This is a genomic window from Siccirubricoccus sp. G192 (assembly GCF_019084075.1).
Classification (GTDB): Bacteria; Pseudomonadota; Alphaproteobacteria; order Acetobacterales; family Acetobacteraceae; genus G192.
Map to the genome: position 1 here is coordinate 2,543,448 of NZ_JAHREN010000001.1, position 16,965 is coordinate 2,560,412.

A 16,965-nucleotide genomic window follows, 5' to 3' on the forward strand; every position below is an offset into this window, starting at 1 on the left:
GCCGGTTCTCCCGCTTTCAGTCCAGGCCCCGGGTTCCGGGGCGCGATCCGGCTACCTAGACCAGATCGCCGGAAGGCGGAAACGCCTGGAAGCGTGAATCTGGTCCGCAAACAACGAGCCGGAGCATTTGCCGTGAGCGCGAGCGAACGAAAACTGCTCCGGAGGGCAAATGCGCCGGGCGCAAAGGGCCCGGCGCAAAGGGGCAGCCGCCGCCCTACAGCCCCGCCCGGTCCAGCCGCAGGATCGCCCGGGCCATGGACTGGGCGCGCGGCACCAGGCTGGTGATCTCCAGGTATTCCTCCGGGCTATGCGCCTTGCCGCCCACCGGGCCCACCGCGCAGATGGTCGGCGCCCCCACCGCCGCGGTGAAGCCGGGATCGGCGCAGCCGCCGGAGAACTCACCCTGGATATTGAGCCCGCTCTCCTCCGCCGCCGCGCGATACATCTCGAAGAGCCGGCCGCTGGCGGGGGTCTGCGTCAGCGGCAGGAATTCGCCGCGGATTGTCAGCTTGGCGCGTGTCCCCGGCACGAAGCTGCGGCCGATGATCTCGTGGATCTTGCCCATGATCTCGTCGCGATCGGCGGGCTCGATGTAGCGCAGGTCGATCTGGCCCTGCGCCCAGGGCGCCACCGTGTTCACGCTCTGCCCGCCGCTCACCAGCCCGACATTCAAGGTGATGCCGCGCTTGAGGTCGGTCAGGGCATGGATCGCCTGGATCTTGCGGGCGAGTTCCTCGATGGCGCTGATCCCGGCCTCGAAATTGCCGCCGGAATGCGCCGCCTTGCCCTCGATCTCGAAGATCGAGAAGACGCCGCCCTTGCGCCCCGTGACCACGCCGCCGGAGGGCCGGCCCGGTTCCGAATTGAACACGACGCGCGCCTCCCGCGCCGTTGCCTCGATCACTTCGCGCCCCTCGGGGCTGCCGATCTCCTCATCCCCGGTGAAGAGGCCGAGCAGGGGGCCAGGCGCACCGCCGAATTTCCTGAAGGCGGCGAGGACGAACATGTTCATCACCAGCCCCGCCTTCATGTCGGCGACGCCGGGGCCGAAAGCCTGGCCGTCCCTGATGGTGAAGGGCCGCCGCGTCGGCTCACCCTTCGGGAAGACCGTGTCGCGATGGCCCATCAGCACGATGTTCTTCTTGGTATTGCCGCCGGAGCCGAGGGACTCCCCGCCCTCCACCCGGGCCTTCAGGCAATCGCCGTATTTCTCCCGCGGCACCACCTCCACCGGGATGCCCTGGGCCTCCAGGAAGCGCCGCACCTCTGCGCCGACGGCATCGACGCCGGGCTTGTCGTAGCTGCCGCCATCGGTATCCACCATCGCCCGCAGGGTATCGAGCATCGCCTCCTGCTGGGTGGCGAGCCAGGCGGTGATCTTCGCTTCGGTGCTCTCGCTGGTCATGCGTGTTTCCCCCTTGCATTGAAGCCGGCCGATTCACGGACGGCGCTATTCCACCTTGCCGATGCGCCGCACCGCGCGCTGCAATCGCGCGCTGTCGGTGCGGAAGAACTGCTCGAAGGCATCGCCGTCCCGGTAGTCCAGTGTATTGCCGCTGGCGGCGAGGGCGCGCCGCACCTCCGCATCCGCGGCGACGGCGGCCATGGCCTGGCGCAGCGCCTCCCGCAGCGGCGCCGGCGTCGCCGCCGGGGCGAAGACGCCGGCCCAGATGTAGAATTCGGCTTCCGGGAAACCCTTCTCGATCAGGGTCGGCACTTCAGGGAATTCGGCAAGGCGGCGGGCGCCCCAGCAGGCCAGCGCGCGCAGCCTTCCCTCGCGGATATGCGCCGCGGCGGGGCCCGGCCCGGTCGCCAGCGCCTGCACCTGGTTGCCGAGCAGCGCGGTCAGCGCCGGGGCGCCGCCCTGGAAGGGCACATGCAGCAGGTCGATCCCCGCCGCCCCGGTCAGCATCGCCATCGGCACATGCAGCGCCGAGTAATTGCCCGAGGAGGAATAGCTGATGGCTCCCGGCCTCGCCTTGGCATCGGCGATGAACTCTTCCAGCGTCCGCCAGGGCGCGGCGGCCGGCACCACCAGCAGGGTCGGGTCGGCGGTGAAGAGCGCGATCGGCGCCAATTGGTCCAGCTCATAGGCCGGCTGCCGGCCGAACAGCCGCGCCGCCTCCGGCAGGATGGCGAGGGAGGAGAGCGCCATCAGCAGCGTATACCCATCCGGCGCGGCGCGGGCGACCGAGGCATTGCCGATCTCGCCCGAGGCGCCGGCCCGGTTCACCACGGGAACGGGCTGCTTCCAATGCCGCTCCAGCGCCGCCGCCACGGGGCGCGCCACCACATCCGCCTGGCCGCCCGGCGGGAAGGCCACCACCATGGAGACGCCTCGGCTCGGGAAACCGCCGGTCTGCGCCCGCAGGGGCCGGATCAGGGCCAGGGCGCCGGCGGCGCCCAGCATCACGCGGCGTTTCATGCCACCTTGTTCTCCAGCACGCCGATCCCTGCCACCTCGATGCGGACCACGTCGCCCGGCTTCAGGAATTTCGGCGGATTGAAGCCGATGCCGACCCCGGCCGGCGTGCCGGTCGCGATGATGTCGCCCGGCTCCAGCGTGATGCCGGCGCTGATGCATTCGATGAGTGTCGGGATATCGAAGATCAGGTCGGCCACCGACGCCGATTGCCGCTGCTCGCCGTTCACCGAGGTGGTGAGGCGGAGCGCCGCCGGGTCCGGCACCTCATCCGCGGTGAGGATGGCGGGGCCCATCGGGCAGAAGCCGTCGATGCCCTTGCCCAGGATCCATTGCCGATGCTTGTGCTGCAGGGTGCGGGCGGTGACGTCGTTGACGATGGTGTAGCCAAAGACATGGCTGAGCGCCTCCGCCTTGCGGATGCCGCGGCCGGGCTTGCCGATCACCACCGCCAGCTCGCCCTCGTAATCCACCGAATTGGTCGGGTCGAGGAAGGAGGGGATGCTGTCGCCCGGGCCGCTGACGCTGGTGGGCGGCTTGCTGAAGACCACCGGCGCCTCCGGCACCACCTCCTTCGCTGTGGCGTCGAAGCCGGAGCCGGCGAATTCCCTGGCATGCTCGTGGTAGTTCTTGCCGACGCAGAAGATGTTCTTGGCCGGGCGCGGGATGGGAGCGCAAAGCACGGCGCCCTCCATTACCGGCGCCCGCTCCGCGGCGGCGCGGGCGCGCTTCAGCATCGCTTCGCCGCCGGCGATCACGGCCGGCATGCTGGTCCAGGAGACCGCCGGATCGGCTGCCGCCAGGTCCAGCACCGCGCCATCCGCGCGCAAGGCACCGATGCGGCTGCCGACCCAGCCACCATGCTTGAATGTCACCAGGCGCATCCGTCTCTCCCACGATCCGTTGGGGCTGAGTAGGCCGGTCAGGCCGGCTCCGCCAGGGGGGCACCGGCCGGCACCTCCGCCGCCCGTTCCAGGGCCCGGGCGGCGCGGAAGGCCAGGTCGTCGCGGTAGAGCGCCGCCGCCACCTGCACCGCCCGCGGCATCCCCGCCTCGTCCAGCCCGATCGGCACGCTGATGGCGGGCTGGCGGGTCAGGTTGAAGGCGAAGGTCCAGGGCGCCCAGTCGCGCCACAGCGCTTCCGTGGGGCGGATCGTCGGCTGGTCGGCGGCGAAGGCGGCGGTGGGGGTCGCGGCGGTGAGCAGGATGTCGAAGCGCTGGTGGAAGCGGGCCATGGCGTGGGCCGCCTCGATGCGCAGCGCCTCGGCGCCGAGGAAGTCCACGGCGCTCATGCCGCCCTCGCGCTCCGCCACCTCGGCCAGCCCCTGGTCCAGCAGCGCGCGCTTCTCCGGCGGCGTGGTCGCCACCAGCCGGGCCAGGGCCACGCCCCAGACCCGGCCGAAGATGGCGCGGGTATCGGGCAGGCCGGGATCGGCCTCCTCGACGATGGCGCCCTGTTCCTCCAGCATTTTCGCGGCACCGAGCAGCGCCGCCTCGCCATCCGCATCCAGCGGCGGTTCGAAGCCGAGCCGCCGCACCACCGCGACGCGCAGCCCGGCGACGCCATCCTCGATGCCCTGGCGCCAGTCCCGCGGCTCGTCGGGCAGGCAGAAGGGATCCCGCAGGTCGTGCTGCGCCATGGCCGAGAACATCAGCGCCGCGTCGCGCACCGTCCGCGTCATCGGCCCGGCGCAGGCGACATGGGCGAAGGCGCCGAGCGGCCATTGTGGAATCCGCCCGAAGCTCGGCTTCACCCCGACCAGGCCGCAGAAGGCCGCCGGAATCCGCACGGAGCCGCCGGCATCGGTGCCGATATGCAGCGGCCCGAAACAGGCCGCGCCCGCCGCCCCGGCGCCGCTGCTGGAGCCGCCCGGCGTCCGCTCGCGGTTCCAGGGATTGCGGGTGATGCCGTGCAGCGGGCAGTCGCCGGGCGATTTCCAGCCGAATTCCGTGGTGGTGGTCTTGCCGAGGATCACCGCCCCGGCCTGTTTCAGCCCGAGCACCGCGGGCGCATCCTCGGCGGCGGGGGCGGCATCGGTGGTCTTGCTGCCGCGCCGGGTCGGGAAGCCGGCCAGGTTCAGCAGGTCCTTCACCGTGCTGGGCACGCCATCCAGCAGGCCCATCGGGCGGCCGGCCATCCAGCGCGCCTCGCTCTCCCCGGCCGCCACCAGGGCCCGCGGGTTGAGCGCCGCGAAGGCGTTCACCCAGGGGTTGTAGCGCGCCACCCGCTCCGTCACCGCCCTGAGCGTCTCCACCGGCGACAGGGCGCGCCTGGCATAGAGGGCGAGCAGCGTCTCGGCGGACATCAGTGCGGGATCGGTCGGGGGGCATCGGGACTTCCGGTCAGGACTGCAGGGGGGGCAGCATGGGCCGGCAAGGACGGGAGCGAAACCCCATGCCGGCCAACGGGACGAAACCGCAGCCCTGGGAATTGGCGGAGCCGGAATGGCGCCGCATCACCGGCCGCGCCCGCGCCGGCCGCAACCTGCGGCCGCATGCCTGGCCCGGCGGCGCCCGCTGCTGCGTGGCGCTTTCCTTCGATGCCGACCATGAGACCATCCCGCTGCGCGACGGTGATGACAGCCCGATGCGGATCAGCCAGGGGCAATACGGCAACCGCCAGGGCGTGCCCCGCATCCGCGCCCTGCTCAGCCGCCACGGCATCCGCGCCAGCTTCTTCTACCCCGCCGTCTCGGCGCTCCTTTACCCGGAGGAGGTGCGCGCGGTGGCCGATGAGGGGCATGAGATCGGCCTGCATTCCTGGATCCACGAGGCCAATACCACCCTGCCGCCCGGCGCCGAGCGCGACCTGACCTTGCGCGCCGCCGATGTGCTGGAACGCCTGGCCGGCCGGCGCTGCTGCGGCATCCGCACCGCGAGCTGGGACTTCTCGGTGGAGACGCTCGGCATCATCCGCGAGCTTGGCCTGCTCTATGACAGCAGCCTGATGGCGGATGACGACCCCTATGAGCTGACCGATCAGGGCGAGCCCACCGGCATCGTGGAACTGCCGCCGGAATGGATCCGCGACGATGCGGTCTATTTCAACATGCGCTACGGCAGCGCGCTCCGACCCTATACGCCGCCCTCGGCGGTGGAGGAGATCTTCCGCGCCGAATTTGACGGCGCCCATGCCGAGGGCGGGCTGTTCCTGCTGACCATGCACCCGCATATCATCGGCCATCGCAGCCGCATCGGGCTGCTCGACCGGCTGGTGCGGCACATGCGCGACCAGGACGGCGTCTGGTTCGCCACCCATGCGGAGGCGGCGAAATACTGCCGGGACGAGGCGGGGCTGTAGGATCGGACCGCGAATCGGGAGCTGTGTGCGGGCGCACAGCGGCGGCCGTACCCCTTTGCGAAAGTGCCGGGGCGCGATGGCGGCCGGCCAGGGATCTTCCGGTCGCGGGCGGCCATCGCGGGACCGGAGCGCCGCCCAATGGCCCCTTCGAACCTCGTCCCCCCTGGCGCTTTTCCGTGCCGCCCCTGCCTGGCTGCGGCGGCCCCTGCTGCGCGCCGGCCTTGGCTGGCGACGCGCCCGGCGCAACGCGACCATGGCCGCCGCCCGCGCCGCGGCCGCCGCCATCCCGATCGCGCCCCTTGCCGGGCCGCGCCACTGACGGCCGCCGGACTATCCGCGATCCGCGCTACCCCTGCGCCACCGCCGCGCTCCAGGGCGACATCGCGTCGCTGATGCCCACCACCGACCCGTCCGCGCCGCGCCGGATCAGGTTCGGGCAGGCGAAATTCAGCGGCATGACGCCATGCTCCACCACCTCCAGCGGCGCCTCGGCGGCCAGCGCCTGCAACACGGCGGCGGGCAGGCGGCGATCGGCGGTGACGCCGTCGGGGCCGGAGACGTCGATGCGCGGATGATGCGCCGCCGCCTCCGGGTCCATGCCGAAATCAGCGACGAAGGAGAGCATCTGGAAGACCGAGGCCAGGATGCGCCGGCCGCCCGAGGCGCCGAGCGCGATCTCCGGCCCGCGGTCCCCCACCGCGATCACCGGGCACATGTTGTTCAGCGGCCGCTTGCCCGGGGCCATGGCATTGGGCGTCCCGGGCTGCGGATCGAACCACATCACCCCGTTGTTCATCAGCACGCCCGAGCGCGGCAGCACCACGCGGCTGCCCATGGAGGAGAGCAGCGTGGTGGTCATCGCCACCATCATCCCCTCGCGGTCGCAGACGGTGAGGTGGGTGGTGCAGCTATCCGCGCCCTTGGGCTCGGCATCGCCAAGCCCCGCCAGCCGCTCCGCATAGGCGCCGCGCATGGCGCGGGAGAGCTGCGCATACCAGGCGGCGGAGGGTTCGGTGCCGAGCGGCGCCGATGCCATGCCCTCCAGCACCCGCATCAGGGTGGGCGCGGCGGTGAGGCCATTCACCAGCATCAGCCGCCGACCGCGCCAGGGCACGCCGATGGCCGGCAGCACCCGGGCGCGGCACCCCTGGAGATCGGCGGCCGAGAGCAGGCCGCCCAGCTCCCGCACATCCTGCGCGATCCCTGCCGCGATCTCGCCCTCGTAGAAGTCGCGCAGCCCGGCCTGCTGCAACCGCTCCAGCGTGGCGGGCAGGTTGCCGAGGGTGAAGAAGCCGGGGGTGCCCTGATAGGGCGCGACCGGCGGCAGCCCGTTCGGCAGGTAGATCCGCGCGCTCTCGGGATAGAGGCGCAGCACGGCGGCGGAGGCGGCGACCTTCAGCGTGGTGTACCAGTCCTGCGGCAGGCCGCGCCTGGCCAGCGCTACCGCCGGCGCCAGCACCTCGCGGAGCGGCAGCCGGCCATGTCTTTCATGCAGCAGCGCATAGCCGGCGACGGAGGAGGGAATGACGAAGGAGAGCGGGCCGTGGATGTTGCGGTCGCCCTCCACCTCCGGCCAGGCAAAGAGATCCTGCTTCATCCGGCCGGTCAGCGGGAAGGCGGAGGGGTCGAGGCCGGCCGGCGCGACCGGGCCGAAATCGAAGGTCTCGCCCTGCGCCATGCCTGGGGCCATGACCTGGGCGAAGCCGATGCCGCCGAGGCCGCTGTTCCAGGGCTCCAGCGCGGCGAGGGCGAAGGCGGTGGCGACCGCCGCATCGGCGGCGCTGCCGCCGGCCTCCAGCATCGCGACCCCAGCCTCCGCCGCCGTGCCGACCTGGGACGCCACCATGCCGCCACGGCCGCGCGCCGCGGCTTTGCGGATCTGCCAGCGCTGGGTGGTATGGGGGGCAGGGGTATAGGGTTGGGGCATGGCGGGTCCTCCGGGGCGTTCAGCCTTGCGGCATGGTCCCGCCGTGCCGCCCCGGCCGCAAGCCCCGCCGAATGGGCCGGTCAGCTCGCCGGCTGCCGGCGCCGCTCGGCGACCACCGCCTCGAAATCATGGTGCTGGTGCCAGTTGATATGCTCGGCGAGCGCGGCAACGGCGGCCGCCTCGTCGCCCGCGGCCAGCGCCGCCAGTAGCGCCGCATGCTCGCCTTCGGCGATGCCGGGGGCACGGCCCTGCTGCGCCAGGCCCCAGATCACCGCGAGCTGCCGCGCCAGGCTCTGCCACAGCGCCACCAGCGGCGCATTGCCCGAGGCCCGGAGGATCTCGCAGTGGAACTGCTCCTCCGCGGCGACGATCAGGGCGGGATCGCCGCCACTGGTGGCCAGCGCGAATTGTGCCCCGGCCTGCTCCAGCGCAGCGAAACGCTCGCGCCCGCCGGGCCGGCGCAGCGCTTCCTGCACCGCCAGTGTCTCCAGCGCGAGGCGCACCCGCATGAGGGCGGCGACGCCCTGGTTGTCCACCTGCATCAGGCGCATGCCCTTGTAGGGCGTGCTGACCACGATGCCCTGGGATTCCAGCAGCCGCAGCGCCTCCCGCACCGGGACGCGGCTGATGCCGAGGTCGCGGGCGATCTCGGCCTCCACCAGACGGTCGCCGGGCAGGAAGATGCCGCGCGCGGCGGCGGCGACGATGGCCGCGGCCGCCTGCTCGACCATGGTGCGGGGCTGCACCGGCAAGAGGCGCCGTGGTTCGATGAAGGCGGGGCCGATCGCTGCCGGCGCGCCGCCCCGCGCCCGCTGGTCCCGAACAGCCACGTCCATAGGCCCCTTCTATCTAACGAAGAAGCCTAGCATAAATTCAACTTATTGGTTTTGAAAGGGACTGCTCGGCGGGTCCGCAACGATCGGCCAATGCAATCGGGCAGCCAGTCCCCGCGGAGTGGTCTCGGGGCATGTGGCCGGCAACCGGCCAAGCGTTTCAGGCATCCGGTGCCGGGTGAGCGGAATCCAGAAATCCCAACGGGTTGTGTGCATACAATCACAACCGGTATTCGCATAGGATATCCCGATGCCCGTGCTCCCGGAGCCCTCCGAGGCCCTTAGCAGCCTATGCTGCAAAAATACCACATCCGGGCATGAAATCGGACACGCCGGTGGACGGTATGCCTTCACTCCTTCCAGGGGCGGCGCTGCCAGAGGCTTCGCAGCCCCGACTCCATCTCCGCAATCATTTCCCGGTAAGCGGCCCCGACCAAGGGCCTGAGCGGCAGGGCCAGGCGGTCCGCCTCGCGCAGGAAGGCCGGGTCCGCCAGGGCCGCGCCGAAGGCGCTTTCGAGGCGAATCCGCAATGGGTCCGGCAGGCCGGGCGGCGCGACGATGCCGCGGCTCGCCCCGGCCACCAGGTCGAAACCCTGCTCCCGGAAGGTCGGCACTTCGGGCAGCGGGGCCCAGCGCTCCGCCATGGCGCCGCCGAGATAGCGGATGCGGCCCTCCCGGACGAGGGCGATGCCGTCGCTCATGTTGCCGACCGCCAGGTGCAGATGGCCGCCCAGCAGCGCCTGCATCACCGGGGCGCCGCCGGGGAAGGGCACATGCACCAGCGGGGGCAGGCCGGCCAGCGCCTCGAAAGCCAGCATCACGATATAGTCGTCGCTGCCGACCCCGGTGGTGCCGTAATTCAGCGCCCCCGGCCGCGCCCGCGCCGCCGCGACCAGATCCGGGAGGCCGCGGACCGACGAATTGGCCTGCACGAAGAAGCAGTTGGGATCCTCCACCACATTGGCGAGGAAGGTGTAATCCAGCGCCCGGTAGCGCGCCGGCCGCTCGATCGGGATCGCCTGGAGCACCGGGGCGGTGACGGCGCCCAGCGTGAAGCCATCCGGCGCCGCGTTGAAGATGGCCTCGTAGCCGAGCTGTCCGCCGGCGCCGGAGCGGTTGGTGATCACCGTCCGGGCGCCGCCGCCCAGATGCCGCGCCACGATCGGCAGCAGCAGCCGGGTCATAACATCCACGCCGCCGCCGGGCGGGAAGGGGACGATGGTCTCGATCGGCCGCTCGCCCGGCCAGGCCGATGCCGCCGGCCCCTGGGCGCGGGCGATGGCGGGTACGGCCAGCGTGGCGAGGCTCGCGGCGATGCCGCGGCGGGTCAACATGGCATTCCTCCCAGGTATCGTTGCCGGAAGGGTGCGGCCTCGGCCCTTCGGCCGCAAGCCTTCACATGGGGCAAGCCCTGGCCGGTCAGTTCCGCCAGGGCCGGCGCTTGTAGAGCTCCCGCATCGCTGAATCCTCGCGCAGCACCGCGGCGCGATAGGCCTCCCCAGCCGGGGCTGCAGCGGCAGGCCGAGCCGCTCCGCCTCCGCCAGGAAGGTGGGGTCGGCCAGGGTGGCGGTCAGCGCCTCCACCAGCCGCGCCTGGATGGCGGGCGGCAGCCCGGGCGGGCCGACGAAGCCGCGCGAGGATCCGACCACCACGTCGAAACCCTGTTCGCGGAAGGTCGGCACATCGCCCGCCTGCGCCCAGCGCTCCGGCGCCGCGTAGCCGAGGCAGCGGATGCGGCCCTCGCGCATCAGGGTCAGCCCCTCGCTGATATTGAAGGAACCCACCTCCACCGCGCCCGAGAGCAGATCCCGGATCACCAGCGCGGTGCCGTTATAGGGCGCGTGCAGGGCACGGAATCCCGCCGCTTCCTCGAAGGCCAGCAGCAATTGGTGGTCGTCGGAGCCGACGCCGGCCGCGGTGCCGATGCTGACGCTCTCCGGCGCCGGCCGCACCGCCGCCACCAGGTCCGCGAGGTTCTTCAGCGGCGAGCGTGGCAGCACCCAGAGGCCCGAGGCGTCGTCCACCACATTGGCGAGATAGGTGAAATCCGCGATCCGCCAGCGCGCCGGCCGCTCCAGCGGAATGGAGGCCAGGCTGCCGGTGGCGACGCAGCCCAGGGTATAGCCATCCGGCGCCGCGTTGAAGACCGCCTCGTCGCCGAGCTGGCCGCTGGCGCCGGCCCGGTTGGTGACGACGAAGCGGGCGCCGGCCAGGCGCGGCGCCAGGTGCTGCAGCACCATGCGGGCCAGGATGTCCACGCCGCCGCCGGGCGGATAGGGCACGATCACCTCGATCGGCCGGTCGGCCGGCCATTCCGCCGCCCGCGCCGATCCGGGCAGGGCCAGGCCGAGGGGCAGGGCGAGCAGGCTGCGGCGCAGGGGCATGGGGGGCGACTCCGTCCATCGGGTGGGCAAACTGCCCCCCGGGCCTGCCGGCGCGTCCAGCCGGGCGGCTTCCGGTGGCGCGCCGGCCGGCCCACTATGCCGGCTGCAACCGGCAGGAGGCGGGGATGACGGAGGAGGATCGGGCGGCCTATGGGATCGAGGGCGAATGGCCGGTGCTGCGCCGGCACCGCATCCGCTGGGCCGAATGCGACATGTACGGGCATGTGAACCACGCCGCCTACCTGACGCTCTGCGAGGATCTGCGGGTGGCGCATTGGCTCTCGCTCGGCGGAGGCTTCGCGCCCGATGCGCCCGGCCCGGTGGTGGCGCAGCTGGAGGCGCGCTACCTCCGCCCGCTCGGCTTCGACGACGCGGTGGCGCTGACCCTCCGCCCCGGCAGCGTGCGCCGCACCAGCTACACGCATGACTATGCCGTGTGGAAAGGCGGCCTGGTCTTCTCCGGCAAGGCGGTGCTGGTGGTGGTGCGGAACGACACCGGCGAGCGGGTGCCGGTGCCGCCCGAGGCGCGGCGCATGCTGGTCGCGCAGGGGGCGAAGGACGAGGCGTAGGGACGGCAGACTACAGCCCGCGTTCCCGGCGCGTCGCCGCCAGGTCCTCGGCGATGAAGCCCTGGACGATCTCCTCCAGCGATTCCTGTTCGGAGAAGCCGAGCAGGCGGCGGGCGCGCTCGGCGGTGAAGGCGGCCGGCCAGCCGCCGACGATGGCCTCGATCGTCGGGTCGGGCGCGGGCCGCACCAGGGCGCGGGCGGCGGGACCGGCGACCGTCTCCAGCGCCTGCAACAGCTTGGCGACGGTGGCGCTCCGCCCCGGCGGGTTGATGCCGCGGTCGAGGCCGAGCGGCGCCGTATCCATGGTCATCGCGTGCAGGAACCAGTCCACGGCGCGGCGGGGCGAGCAGATCCAGAGGGCGAAATCCTCGCCGACCGGCAGTTCCGTGGGCAGGCCCAGCAGCGGCTCCCGCAGGATCGCGGAAACGAAGCTCGACGCCGCCTTGTTCGGCCGACCCGGGCGGATGATGACGGTGGGGAGGCGGAGGCTCACCGCATCCATCAGCCCGCGGCGGGTGGCGTCCTGGAGCAGCAATTCGCCGATGGCCTTCTGCGCCCCGTAGCTGTTGCCGGGAAGCTGGCGGGCATCATCCGGCAGCACCGCCTCCTGCCCGCCGCCGAAACTGGCGACGGAGGAAGTGAAGACCACCCGCGGCGGTTGCTGAAGCGCCCGGCAGGCCTGCAACACGGCCAGCACCCCCTGGATGTTCACCCGCAGCCCGAGATCGAGATCGGCCTCCGCCTGGGCGCTGACCACGGCGGCCAGATGCACCACCACCCGCGTCCCCGGCGGGATGGCGGCCGCCACGGCGGCGGGGTCGGCGATGTCGCCGGCCAGGCAGCGCACGGGGAAGGGGGGCTTCCGGCGCCGGTGGCTCGGCCAGATCGAAAAGGGTGAGGCCCTGGATCGGCTGGCCGCCGAGCCGCCCCTCTTGCGCCAGGCGCTGCGCCAGCTTGCGGCCGAGGAAGCCGCCGCCGCCCAGGATCGTGATCGTCATCGCTTCCCTCCTTTTTTCGCCCAGCCCGCAGGCCGGGTGTGGCGGCTGCCGCCGTAGCGCGCAATATAGTCGCATGATCGCCAGGCACCGCTTCCAGCTCCTGCTCAACCGCCATGCCGGGACCCCCGGGGTGGTCGTGCTTCCCGAGGGCGGCTTCCGCCGGGCGCGGGAGGAGATCACCTTATGGCCCGGCTATGCGCCGACGCCGCTGATCTCGCTGCCGGATGTGGCGCGGGAGGCGCGGGTCGCGGCGGTCTACTGGAAGGACGAGGCCGGGCGCTTCGGCCTCGGCAGCTTCAAGGCGCTGGGTGGCGCCTATGCGGTGATGCGGGTGCTGACGGTGGAACTCTCGAAGCGCGGCATCGCCAACGCCGTCACCTCCGCCGAGTTGCTGGAGGGCAAGTATCGGGAGGCGACAGCGGGCATCACCGTCACCTGCGCCACCGATGGCAACCACGGCCGCAGCGTCGCCTGGGGCGCGCAGCGCTTCGGCGCACGCTGCGTCATCTTCGTGCATGAGACGGTGAGCCAGGGCCGGCGCGATGCCATCGCCGCCTATGGCGCCGAGATCCGCGTGGTATCAGGCACCTATGACGATGCCGTGCGCGCGGCGCAGCGGACCGCGGAGAAGGAGGGCTGGTTCGTCGTCTCCGATACCTCCTATGCGGGCTATACCGAGGTGCCGCGGGACGTGATGCAGGGCTACCGGCTGATGGCCGAGGAAGCCGCGGCGCAGCTTGCCACCGCGCCGAGCCATGTCTTCATCCAGGGCGGCGTCGGCGGGCTCGCGGCGGCGGTCTCGGTGCAGATGCGGACCAGCTATGGCGCCGCCGCGCCGCATCTGGTGGTGGCGGAGCCCGACCAGGCCGCCTGCCTGCTGGCCAGCGCCGAGGCCGGCGAGCCCGTTGCGATCGAGGGCGAGCTGGACACGCTGATGGCGGGCCTCGCCTGCGGCGAGCCGAGCCTGCTGGCCTGGCAGGAGCTGGAACGCGCCGCCTTCGCCTTCATGGCGGTGCCTGACCAGGCGGCGGTGGACTGCATGCGGCTGCTGGTACGGCGCGAGTCGCGGGTGGTGGCGGGGGAGAGCGCGGTGGCCGGCCTCGCCGCGCTGCTGCTGGCGGCCCGCGACCCCTTCGGGCGGACGGCGCTCGGCCTGACGGAAGCAAGCCAGGTGCTGCTCTTCGGCACCGAGGGGGCGACCGACCCGGTGCTCTACGCCAGGCTGGTGGAGGCGGCGGCCTGACCCGCCTTGCCCGGGACACCGGGCTTCCTCTATCTGTTGCCAATCTGGCACGTGGCCGCAACGCAGGCGGGCTAGGTGGCTGCCTGCGTCAACGACATCGGGGAGTGTTCACGCCATGAAGCGCCGATTCCTGGCTGCCGCCGCGCTCGGTCTCGCGGCCCTGGCCGGCCTGCTGCCCCGGCCTGCCGCGGCCCAGGCCCAGCCGGTGGAGATCCAGTTCTGGCACGGGCTGGCCCAGCCGCTCGGCGGCCAGCTTGAGCAGATCGTGGCGGATTTCAACGCCTCGCAGCCGCGCTACCGGGTGGTGCCCTCCTTCCGCGGCGGCTATGCGGAAACCATGGTGGCGGCCATCGCCGCCTTCCGTGCCAATGCCGCGCCGCATCTGGTGCAGATGTTCGAGGTCGGCACCGGCACCATGATGGCCGCCGGCCGCGCGGTGAAGCCGACCTACGGATTGCTGGCCGAATCGGGCGTGGAGATCGACTTCGGGGACTACCTGCCGCCGGTGCGCGGCTACTACCAGGCGGCGGATGGGCGGCAGATGAGCCTGCCCTTCAATTCCTCCACCGCCGTGATGTTCTGGAACAAGGACCATTTCCGCCGCGCCGGCCTCGACCCCAACGCGCCGCCGCAGACCTGGCAGGAGGTGGAGCAGGCGGCGCGCAAGCTGAAGGCGGCCGGCCTCGCCTGCCCGCTGACCACCGCCTGGCCCGCTTGGGTGCAGGTGGAGCAGATGAGCGCCCTGCATGACGTGCCGATCGCCACGCTCGGCAACGGCTTCGGCGGCCTCGGCGCGGAAATGCGGGTGAACAACCCGCTGATGGTCCGCCACATGAACAACCTGATCGCCTGGCAGCGCGAGGGGCTGTTCAAGTATGGCGGCCGCGACGCCGCCGCCGATGCACTCTTCCCGAACGGCGAATGCAGCATCTACATGGGTTCCTCCGGGGTGCGGAGCCGCATCATCCGTGAGGGCCGCTTCGAATGGGGCACCGCCATGCTGCCCTATTACAGCGATGTCGCCGGCGCGCCGCGCAACTCAATCATCGGCGGCGCCAGCTTCTGGGCGCTGAACCGCGGTCCGCAGGGCGGGCGCAATGCGGAGGAGTGGAAGGGCGTGGCGGAGTTCTTCCGCTACCTCAGCCAGCCCGAGGTGGATGCGAAATGGCACATGGAGACCGGCTATGTGCCGGTGCGCCGCGCCAGCTACGCTATTGCCGAACGCGAAGGCTACTACCAGAAGAACCCCGGCGCCGAGATCCCGATCGAGCAATTGCTGCGCGGCGGCGAGACCACCGAGAATACCCGCGGCATCCGCCTCGGCGGCTATGTCGAGATCCGCAACATCATCCAGGAGGAGATGGAAAAGGCCTTCCAGGGCCAGCAGGACGGCCAGCAGGCGATGGATGCCGTGGTGCGCCGCGGCAACCAGGTGCTGCGCAACTTCGAACGCGCGAACCGCCAGTAGCCCGGCCGGCGGCGGCGCCATGCGCAAGAAGGTCATCTTCAAGGGCGTCGCGCTGCCGCTGCTGCTGCTGGCGCCGCAGCTTGCCATCACCTGCGTCTTCTTCCTCTGGCCGGCCGGCGCGGCGATCTGGCAATCCGTGCTGCAGCAGGATGCCTGGGGGTTGCGCACGGAATTCGTGGGCCTGCGCAATTTCGAGGAGGTGCTGGTCGACCCCGCCTGGCGCGAGGCTGCCTGGAACACGCTGGTCTTCTCCGCCGCCGTCGCCACCAGCGCCATGGCGGTGGCCCTGTTCCTGGCGGTGCAGGCGGACAAGTCGATCCGTGGCGCCAATCTCTACAAGACCCTGCTGATCTGGCCCTATGCGGTGGCGCCGGCGGTCGCCGCCGTGCTGTGGTTGTTCCTGTTCCACCCTTCGATCGGGCTGATCGGGCGGGCGCTGAACCAGGCCGGCATCCTCTGGGACTACAAGCTGAATGGCGGCCAGGCGATGCTGCTGGTCATCATCGCCAGTGCCTGGAAGCAGGTGAGCTATAACTTCATCTTCTTCCTGGCCGGGCTGCAAAGCATCCCGCGCAGCGTGCTGGAGGCCGCCGCCATCGACGGCGCCCGGCCGACCCGGCGCTTCTGGACCGTGGTCTTCCCGCTGCTCTCGCCCACCACCTTCTTCCTGCTGGTGGTGAACCTGGTCTATGCCTTCTTCGATACCTTCGGCGTGATCCATGCGCTGACCGGCGGCGGCCCGGGCAAGGCGACGGAGACGCTCATCTACAAGGTCTATGTCGAGGGGGTGCAGAACACCAATCTCGGCTCCTCCGCCGCGCAATCGGTGATCCTGATGGTGCTGGTCATCGCCATGACCGTGGTGCAGTTCCGCTTCATCGAGCGCCGGGTGCATTACTGATGCCGCCGGACACCACCCTCGCGGCCCCGGTCGCATTGCTGCCGCAGGATGCGACGCTGGCGGTGCGGACCGCACGGCGGCAGCGGCGCGAGCGCTGGCTGACGCATTTCTGGCTGCTGCTCGGCGTGCTGGTCTTCGCCCTGCCGATCTGGATCACCCTGGTCGGCTCCACCCATGATGCCTCCACCATCGGCCGCGGCGATGTGCCGCTGCTGCCGGGCACGCATGGGCTGGAGAACTACGCCGCCGCCTTCGCCACCGGCGGCAGCGGCCGGTTCCGCGCCAGCCCGGCCGGATTGATGCTCTGGAACAGCGCGCTGATGGCGATGCTGATTGCGACAGGCAAGATCGCGATCTCGCTGCTCTCGGCCTATGCGGTGGTGTTCTTCAGCTTTCCCGGGCGGATGCTGGCCTTCTGGACCATCTTCCTCACCCTCATGCTGCCGGTGGAGGTGCGGATCATCCCGACCTACCAGGTGATCGTCGATCTCGACCTGTTCAATCCCATGGCCGGGCTGACCATCCCATTGATCGCCAGCGCCACAGCGACGCTGCTGTTCCGGCAATTCTTCCTCACCATCCCCGACGAATACGTGGAGGCCGCGAAGATCGACGGCGCCGGGCCGCTCCGCTTCTTCCGCGACATCCTGCTGCCGCTCTCGGTCACGAACATCGCGGCGCTCTTCGTCATCCTGTTCATCTATGGCTGGAACCAGTATCTCTGGCCGTTGCTGGTGGTGAATGACCGTTCGCTGGAAACCATCGTGGTCGGCCTTGCCAAGATGATCGGCTCCGGCGATGCGCAGAACGAGTGGAACGTCATCATGGCCACCGCCGTGCTGGCCCTGCTGCCGCCGGTCCTTGTCGTGGTGCTGATGCAGCGCTGGTTCGTCAAGGGCCTGACCGAGACCGAGAAATAG

The 16,965-nt window shown here is 71.2% G+C and carries 14 protein-coding genes; 6 read left to right on the plus strand and 8 right to left on the minus strand.

Translation table 11 applies throughout. The features are described from left to right. Nucleotides 1-214 precede the first annotated feature (214 nt). From KSF81_RS12150 to KSF81_RS12165, 4 genes are read right to left on the minus strand one after another with little or no spacing between them, the layout of a single operon-like run. Nucleotides 215-1,405, minus strand: a complete 1,191-nt coding sequence (locus tag KSF81_RS12150; protein ID WP_217379201.1) for a M20 family metallopeptidase — start codon at nucleotides 1,403-1,405, stop codon at nucleotides 215-217. A gap of 45 nt (nucleotides 1,406-1,450) precedes the next feature. Beyond that, on the minus strand, nucleotides 1,451-2,425 hold the full coding sequence (locus KSF81_RS12155; protein ID WP_217379202.1) for a tripartite tricarboxylate transporter substrate binding protein: 975 nt from the start codon (nucleotides 2,423-2,425) through the stop codon (nucleotides 1,451-1,453). Further along, nucleotides 2,422-3,306, minus strand: coding sequence for a fumarylacetoacetate hydrolase family protein (locus KSF81_RS12160; protein WP_254453482.1), 885 nt, complete (start codon nucleotides 3,304-3,306; stop codon nucleotides 2,422-2,424). The genes KSF81_RS12155 and KSF81_RS12160 overlap by 4 nt, the downstream gene beginning before the upstream one ends. A 38-nt stretch (nucleotides 3,307-3,344) precedes the next feature. Then, entirely contained in the window at nucleotides 3,345-4,868 is a 1,524-nt protein-coding gene (locus KSF81_RS12165) for an amidase (RefSeq protein WP_309139716.1), read from the minus strand. Between KSF81_RS12165 and KSF81_RS12170 the strand changes: the two genes are divergently transcribed. Continuing rightward, nucleotides 4,817-5,722: a polysaccharide deacetylase gene (locus KSF81_RS12170; protein ID WP_217379204.1), complete on the plus strand. Its 906-nt coding sequence runs from the start codon at nucleotides 4,817-4,819 to the stop codon at nucleotides 5,720-5,722. The genes KSF81_RS12165 and KSF81_RS12170 overlap by 52 nt on opposite strands. Before the next feature lie 346 nt (nucleotides 5,723-6,068). Here the strand turns inward: KSF81_RS12170 and KSF81_RS12175 are convergent, their stop codons facing one another. The 3 genes from KSF81_RS12175 to KSF81_RS12185 form a co-directional block, all read right to left on the minus strand. Continuing rightward, nucleotides 6,069-7,649, minus strand: a complete 1,581-nt coding sequence (locus KSF81_RS12175; protein WP_217379205.1) for a gamma-glutamyltransferase — start codon at nucleotides 7,647-7,649, stop codon at nucleotides 6,069-6,071. 80 nt (nucleotides 7,650-7,729) lie between these two features. Then, nucleotides 7,730-8,485: a GntR family transcriptional regulator gene (locus KSF81_RS12180; RefSeq protein ID WP_217379206.1), complete on the minus strand. Its 756-nt coding sequence runs from the start codon at nucleotides 8,483-8,485 to the stop codon at nucleotides 7,730-7,732. 347 nt (nucleotides 8,486-8,832) lie between these two features. Then, nucleotides 8,833-10,866 (minus strand): tripartite tricarboxylate transporter substrate binding protein, encoded by a 2,034-nt coding sequence (locus KSF81_RS12185; protein ID WP_217379207.1) that lies wholly within the window; start codon nucleotides 10,864-10,866, stop codon nucleotides 8,833-8,835. A gap of 125 nt (nucleotides 10,867-10,991) precedes the next feature. Between KSF81_RS12185 and KSF81_RS12190 the strand changes: the two genes are divergently transcribed. Further along, nucleotides 10,992-11,435: a thioesterase family protein gene (locus KSF81_RS12190; protein ID WP_217379208.1), complete on the plus strand. Its 444-nt coding sequence runs from the start codon at nucleotides 10,992-10,994 to the stop codon at nucleotides 11,433-11,435. A gap of 10 nt (nucleotides 11,436-11,445) precedes the next feature. Here KSF81_RS12190 and KSF81_RS12195 read toward each other — a convergent pair whose 3' ends face one another. Beyond that, entirely contained in the window at nucleotides 11,446-12,282 is an 837-nt protein-coding gene (locus KSF81_RS12195) for an NAD-dependent epimerase/dehydratase family protein (protein ID WP_309139547.1), read from the minus strand. A gap of 224 nt (nucleotides 12,283-12,506) precedes the next feature. Here KSF81_RS12195 and KSF81_RS12200 point away from each other — a divergent pair, with 224 nt between their 5' ends. From KSF81_RS12200 to ugpE, 4 genes are all read left to right on the plus strand, one after another. After that, nucleotides 12,507-13,676: a diaminopropionate ammonia-lyase gene (locus KSF81_RS12200; RefSeq protein WP_217379209.1), complete on the plus strand. Its 1,170-nt coding sequence runs from the start codon at nucleotides 12,507-12,509 to the stop codon at nucleotides 13,674-13,676. Between the two features lie 115 nt (nucleotides 13,677-13,791). After that, nucleotides 13,792-15,144, plus strand: a complete 1,353-nt coding sequence (gene ugpB, locus KSF81_RS12205) for a sn-glycerol-3-phosphate ABC transporter substrate-binding protein UgpB (protein ID WP_217379210.1) — start codon at nucleotides 13,792-13,794, stop codon at nucleotides 15,142-15,144. 19 nt (nucleotides 15,145-15,163) lie between these two features. Then, entirely contained in the window at nucleotides 15,164-16,045 is an 882-nt protein-coding gene (gene ugpA / locus KSF81_RS12210; RefSeq protein ID WP_217379211.1) for a sn-glycerol-3-phosphate ABC transporter permease UgpA, read from the plus strand. Next, complete coding sequence (ugpE, locus tag KSF81_RS12215) at nucleotides 16,045-16,965, plus strand: sn-glycerol-3-phosphate ABC transporter permease UgpE (protein ID WP_217379212.1); 921 nt, start codon at nucleotides 16,045-16,047, stop codon at nucleotides 16,963-16,965. The genes ugpA and ugpE overlap by 1 nt, the downstream gene beginning before the upstream one ends.